The 6,350-nt window shown below is 47.6% G+C and carries 6 protein-coding genes and 1 riboswitch; all 6 genes read left to right on the forward strand.

Going from position 1 to position 6,350, the window contains the following annotated elements; genetic code table 11:
• Window position 1 precedes the first annotated feature (1 nt).
• Complete coding sequence (locus tag DW091_RS19360; RefSeq protein ID WP_118519042.1) at window positions 2-535, forward strand: hypothetical protein; 534 nt, start codon at window positions 2-4, stop codon at window positions 533-535.
• A 427-nt stretch (window positions 536-962) separates the two neighbouring features.
• Window positions 963-1,238, forward strand: coding sequence for a CpXC domain-containing protein (locus DW091_RS20230; protein WP_158577951.1), 276 nt, complete (start codon window positions 963-965; stop codon window positions 1,236-1,238).
• 68 nt (window positions 1,239-1,306) lie between these two features.
• Entirely contained in the window at window positions 1,307-1,792 is a 486-nt protein-coding gene (locus tag DW091_RS19370) for a D-Ala-D-Ala carboxypeptidase family metallohydrolase (protein WP_187368488.1), read from the forward strand.
• Between the two features lie 40 nt (window positions 1,793-1,832).
• A riboswitch (cobalamin riboswitch) is annotated at window positions 1,833-1,958 on the forward strand.
• 133 nt (window positions 1,959-2,091) lie between these two features.
• Window positions 2,092-3,603: a PQQ-binding-like beta-propeller repeat protein gene (locus DW091_RS19375; protein WP_118519044.1), complete on the forward strand. Its 1,512-nt coding sequence runs from the start codon at window positions 2,092-2,094 to the stop codon at window positions 3,601-3,603.
• A gap of 679 nt (window positions 3,604-4,282) precedes the next feature.
• On the forward strand, window positions 4,283-5,185 hold the full coding sequence (locus tag DW091_RS19385) for an energy-coupling factor transporter transmembrane component T (protein ID WP_118519046.1): 903 nt from the start codon (window positions 4,283-4,285) through the stop codon (window positions 5,183-5,185).
• Window positions 5,158-6,350, forward strand: a 1,193-nt coding sequence (locus DW091_RS19390) for an ABC transporter ATP-binding protein (protein ID WP_118519047.1), incomplete at its 3' end; no start/stop codon positions are given. The genes DW091_RS19385 and DW091_RS19390, both read left to right, overlap by 28 nt.

Genomic DNA, 6,350 nt, shown 5'->3' on the forward strand with positions numbered 1-6,350 from the left:
AATGAAGAAAATTATTCTGTGGGGCATTCTGCTGCTGGTATTTGCGGCCCTCGTGTTTGGCGGCCTGTTTTGGTACAGCAGCCAAACCAGAACAAAGGCAGCAAAATCCAAGCCCACGGTCACACCTCAGAATACTGCCGAAACTGCCGATCCAACCCGCGAACTGCTGCAGGGCATGTGGATCAGTGACGATGCCTACTTGGAAACCCTTATTTTCAGAGAAAACGGACGTTTCGAGTTTCATTACGCGGTTTATGAGGAAGCGGAACGGGCAGAGGAACCCATTTTCAAAGCCTATCAAACATTGGAAGGTACCTATAGCGTCATATGCGCCGCAGATTCAAAAGGGCGTTATCCCTTCCTGCTGCACATGAACCCGGCAGAACAGCCCCAGGACAGTACAAGGGCAGAAAAATTGCTGCAGACAGAAGAATGGGTCATTCTGGATCTTATCGATAAATACCAGCTACAGACAAGCGCCCAGCCCGAGGAAGAGGAGTCTCTGCGCTTTGTCAAAAAAATTTCAGGGCAGTAGGGTCAAATAAAAAATTAATACTGTAAAAAAACGCCCCTCATACCTTGATTTTTAAAGGTATAAATGCTCGAATAGTAATTGAGAGTAAAAAGGTCAGAAAAAATAGAATGTTTCTGGAGAGCGTTAGCCATTTAAGCGTTAACTGAGAACAAGAAATTGTTTTCAAAGGGAAATTGAGTGAAAAACTTAAACTGATGCGCAACCGTAAGGCGAAATCTAAGTCGGATCACTGATCTTCAGAATGAAACGTCGGCACCTTGCCAAAAAGGACCGATGAGCAAACAAAGCACTTTAGCATAACAAGAGCTTCTGTCCAAAGTCGTTATAAACATGCGATTTTGGATAGAAGCTTTTTTTATTAAAAATAAAAAAGTTAAAAAGAGGAAAAAATGACAAAAACAAGAGTGATTAACAATATTTGTCCCCATTGCGGACAAGAATACAGAAAGCCTTACAGCCTGTGTTATCAGGATATGGAAAAAAGCTTTACCTCATACTGGACCTAGGTGGGTTCGAAACAGAAGCAATCATCCGGGATGCCGAAGCGCTTTTTCCAGATTACCGGATCCGCGTTACCAAAGAGATGATGGATTTGTTAGAAAAAATCCATATTTTTGAAGTCAATCTGAACGACAAAATCATCACCTGCTATCCACTATCAATTGTCAACTATCAACTCGTTCAAGAAAGGAGCACCAATTGAAAAATTTTTACCAACGTATCAGTCGAAGTTTAATCGTAGCAATCCTCATTCTAATCTCCTGAGTTTTTCTGACCAGCTTCAGGCTTTCGCCGGAGGCGGTACCGGACGCGTCGCCAGAGCCTTTGCTATCGGAGTCGGAGACGCGGGAGCCGCCTGGGGACGGGACGGTGATCGACCATCCGCTGCCGGAGGATCCCATCCTCACTTCCGGGCCTTGGGCGTCGGCACATTTTTTAATGGAGGAATATGCCTGTGACTGCGCGGGCTACTGTGACGGGTGGCCGGCTCAGATGGACCCGGAACTTTTGGAAAAAGTGGATCAGCTTCGGTGTTATTTCGACCGGCCCATCATCATCACCTCGGGTGTGCGGTGCAAGACGCGCAACGCGGAGGTGGGCGGCATTGAGAACTCCTGGCACCTGAGCGGCCGCGCGGCGGATCTGTACTGCCCGGGGGCGCCCTACGACGAGGTGGCGGCTGCGGCCAGAGAGCTGGGCCTTGGGGTCATCGAGTACCCGGACCAGCAGTTTGACCACTGTGAGATATGGCGTTAAAAGAAGAGAGGAAGACGTGAATTTTAACTTGATTAATCATGCAGATTAAGCTATAATTAGGCTTAAATTAAATGATGAGGGAAATGGGGTGTGAATCCCCAACAAAACCGTTGCTGTGATCCGGTATTTACCGGTTAGTCAGAATCCTGAGAGAGTACGCTGCTGCGGAGCTGGGCGAGCGCATGAATCGGGATTTTTTTGCTTTTTTAGACCTTTTCGGCGTTGGCCGGAAGGTCTTTTTGTATGCGCTGCTTTAAAAGGACGGAATCATTTAGTAATCAAAAATGGAGGAGAAATAAATGAAAAGCAGATTTAAGTTCGCGTCTAAGCTGGCGGTGGTTTTTCTGGCAGGGGCGTTTGTCTTTTCCGGAAACGTGGGGGCGGCGCCGCTGCCCAAGGCAGACACGGTGACGGGCGCCACAGAGGTCGTCAGCGATGCCAGCTACTGGTCGGCCTTCCGAAAAGACAGTACCAATATGGCGATTGTGGACACAAAGCTGCCGACGGGTGATGCGGCGGTCATGGAAAAGTGGAAAACGGATGGGCTGGGCGTGGGCTCGCCGATCATTGTTGGAGATGACCTTTATATCGCGGGCGGCAAAATGTTGAGACGGGTGGACCGGAACACGGGAAAGGTACTGGCGGAGCAGGAGATGGCTATCAATACCGGCTATTTCAGCTACGCGGCCTATGGAGACGGCAAGATCTTTGTGCCGCTTAACAGTGGCATTCTGCAGGCTTTTGACGCAGAAACGCTGAAGCCGCTGTGGCGTACAAAGGGGGACGGCCAACAGCCTCTTTGCCCTGTGATTTATGATAATGGGAATGTTTATGTGGGCACCAGCAACGGCAACGGCACAAAAGGCAGTTTTTTCTGTGTCAGCTCTGCGGATACCGATACCGAGAGCAGCGATGAAATTCAGGAATATACCTGGGTGGATGAGGACTCGGCCTGCTACTGGGCTGGCGCGACCATCGTGGGTCAGGCGGTTGTCTATGGGAACGAAAAGGGTCTTGTCCAAGCGCGCAACAAGCTGACTGGCGAGCAGATCGACAGCTATCAGGCAGAAAGCAATATCCGCGGCAGCGTCGCCTACGACACCGCTCGGGGTACGCTCTATTTTACCGCGAAGGACGCGCAGAAGGTGTACGCCATGACGGTGAATGGGGACGGCAGCTTTAACAAAGGCAGTGTGCTCTCGGGCGACGTCAATGGCCTGGTCACCTCGACGCCGGTGGTTTATAATGGACGTGTCTACGTTATGGCTGGCAATATCAGCAGCCGCGGGGGGTTAAATGTTTTTGACGCCAAGACCATGAACCTGATTTATGCTGTGGATATTGACGGTCCATCCCAGTCCTCGCCGCTTTTAACCACAGCTTATGCCACGGCAGAAAACAATCAGACGGTTTATCTTTATGTCGCGCTGAACAATTCTGTGGGTACGGTAAAGGTGATTAAGGATTTTGCGGGCAATAAAGAACCAGACGTCAGAGATTTATACGTTCCGTCCAACCCGCAGTATTGTACAGCCAGTCTGGTCAGTGACCAGGAGGGAACCCTTTATTATAAAAATGACTCTGGTTATCTGTGGGCATTAAATACCGAGGCATCTCCGGAAATTTTAGGAGATGTGGACGGTGACGGTCAGATCACCTCATATGATGCGCTGCTGGCTTTGCAGTATTCGGTTGGAAAAAATGTCATACCGGAGGAACGCGTATCCAATGCGGATATGGATCATGACGGCCAAATTACGTCTTATGATGCATTGATTATTTTACAGCGCAGTGTGGGAAAAACAATGTAGATTTTTTCAGCAAACCCGCCCAATACAAAAAATAATAACAATCGGAGAGAAGTGGGTTGACATTAAGGAAGTCTTTAGGTATCATATAGATAAGTTATGTCTATACAAGTTAATAATATGACGACCTTGGGAAAGAGGAATGAGTGCAAAGCTCAACTGCTCCACTGCAACTGTACAGCCTTCGGGTGACAAGTCAGAAAATTCGGAACCTTGGTACGGCCAATCAAACGTTACATGTGGAAGCGGATTGGACAAGTGCGCAAAAAATCATAATTGAATACGATTTAAATAAATACTATTTAGCCTTTCACATAAGAATGTGGAAGGCTTTTTGTTTTGTTTGTAAGGGCTTTTTCAATGGAGCCTCTGGAAAGCTTTATTGAAAAGGCACTTGAATAACGGGCAAGTGCCTGGTAATCTTTCTTTATTTATGCTAGAAGGGGGAGGCGCAAGCTGATGCCGGTACTTGGGATCCGGCAATTCTCCCCCGTACGTTTTCAATTGGGATCTCCCTTTGAAATATATTAGTTCTATATTATTACACACACGGATAACAAAGCAAAGGATGTGACGCAGGGAAAGAAATAAAAGCAGCAGCCGTAGGCCAGACCGGTTTTTCTAAAGGGTTTGGCTTACGGTTGATGCCATGTTTTGGCAGATAATTTAGGAGGAGACAGAGATGGAGGATACTTTTTCAACTTATCACCCCATTGTTAATTTCGCGTTTTTTGTGATCGTACTGGTTATTGGCATGTTTGTGAATCATCCAGTAATTCTTGGCATTTCGCTTGCTGCGGCAGTCGTATATTCTTTTGTGCTGCTGGGATGGCGGAAATCAGTCAAGATGAATCTGATTTTCAGCCTACCGGTTATGTTGATCACCATGCTCATTAACCCGATGTTTAACCACTATGGAGTGACAATTTTATTTTATTTAAGAAATGGAAATCCGATGACATTGGAATCAATGGTCTATGGCGTAGTGATGGCAGTGACGCTGGTTTCGATTATTGTCTGGTTTTCGTGCTATACAAAGATCATGACATCGGACAAGTTTATTTATCTGTTCGGCCGGATCATACCGGGGTTGTCGCTGATCTTTTCCATGGTACTGCGGTTTGTGCCAAAGTTTATCGCGCAGATTAAGGTTATCAGCAATGGACAGAAATGTGTTGGGCGTGATTTGAGCAATGGTAATATTTTTCAACGGGCAAAGCACGGTATTACTATTTTGTCGATCATGATTACCTGGGCGCTGGAGAACGCCATTGAGACCGCGGACAGCATGAAGGCCCGCGGCTATGGCCTGCGAGGCCGGACAGCTTTTTCGCTGTACCGTTTTGACCGGCGTGACGCGGTGGTTATGAGTATTATGGCGGTGCTGCTGATTGGATTTATTATTGGTGCAGTCAATGGCTACACATATGCTTTATACAATCCCAGAATAAAAATGAATGGGCTTATGCCGATGACAGCGGGCAGTTTTTTGACGTATTTTGTTTACGCGGCTTTATGTTTTTTGCCGGTTATGATTGATGGTTTGGAGGAATTGAAATGGCGACGCTTGAGATCAGAGATTTGACTTTTACATATCCGGAAATGGAATATCCGGCTCTGAATCACATTAATATGGAGGTGAACGACGGCGAGTTTGTGGTATTATGCGGCAAAAGCGGCTGCGGAAAAAGCACATTGCTCAGACATTTGAAAAGTGTGCTAAAGCCTCACGGGGTGCTATCCGGTGAAATTATTTTTCATGGGCAGACGCTTGAGGAGGTGGATTTGCGGACACAGAGCTCGGAAATTGGCTTTGTGCTCCAGAACCCAGACAACCAGATTGTCACAGATAAGGTTTGGCATGAGCTGGCCTTTGGTTTAGAAAGCCTGGGCTACGATACGCCGACTATTCGGCTGAGGGTGGCTGAGATGGCGTCTTACTTTGGTATACAGGCGTGGTTCAGGCGCAATGTCAATGAGCTGTCCGGCGGACAGAAACAGCTGCTGAATCTGGCATCCATCATGGCCATGCATCCATCGGTTTTGATACTGGATGAACCAACCTCACAGCTGGATCCGATTGCTGCATCCGATTTTTTAGAAACTGTCAGAAAAATCAACCGGGATCTGGGAACAACTGTCATCATGACAGAGCACCGTCTGGAGGATATTTTTCCCGCGGCAGATAAAGTGGTTGTTATGGATGAAGGAAAGATTATTGCCCACGGGACGCCGCGGGCGATCGGCAGAGAGTTGCGGGGTATGAAGCACGATATGTTTTTATCTATGCCGGCGCCCATGCAGATTTATGCAGGGGTCGATACGGATCTGCCCTGCCCTTTAACGGTGCGGGAAGGACGGCAGTGGCTTTCTGAGCTGGCGGAGGATAAGACGATCACCGAACCGACCATTCCGCTGGAAGTTGACTATTACAAAAATGAGGAAAACGTCATCGAGTTAAAGGATGTCTGGTTCCGGTATGAACGGAACCTCCCGGATGTAGTGCGTGATTTGTCCATGCAGGTTAAAAAGGGTGAGTTTTACGCACTGGTTGGGGGCAATGGTACGGGAAAGACAACGACGTTGTCGTTGATTTCCGGCATCAACCGCCCTTATCGCGGCAGAGTTTTTCTTGAAGGGAAAGAAGTACGCAAGTATTCGGATAAAGAGTTGTTTAGAGGATTTTTAGGGGTTTTGCCCCAGACTGTGTCAAAACACAGTCTCTTGTTGGTGACTCCGTCCCCAAACCC

Origin of the sequence: Eubacterium sp. AM05-23 (genome assembly GCF_003477535.1) — a bacterium.
GTDB lineage: Bacteria > Bacillota > Clostridia > Eubacteriales > Eubacteriaceae > Eubacterium > Eubacterium maltosivorans.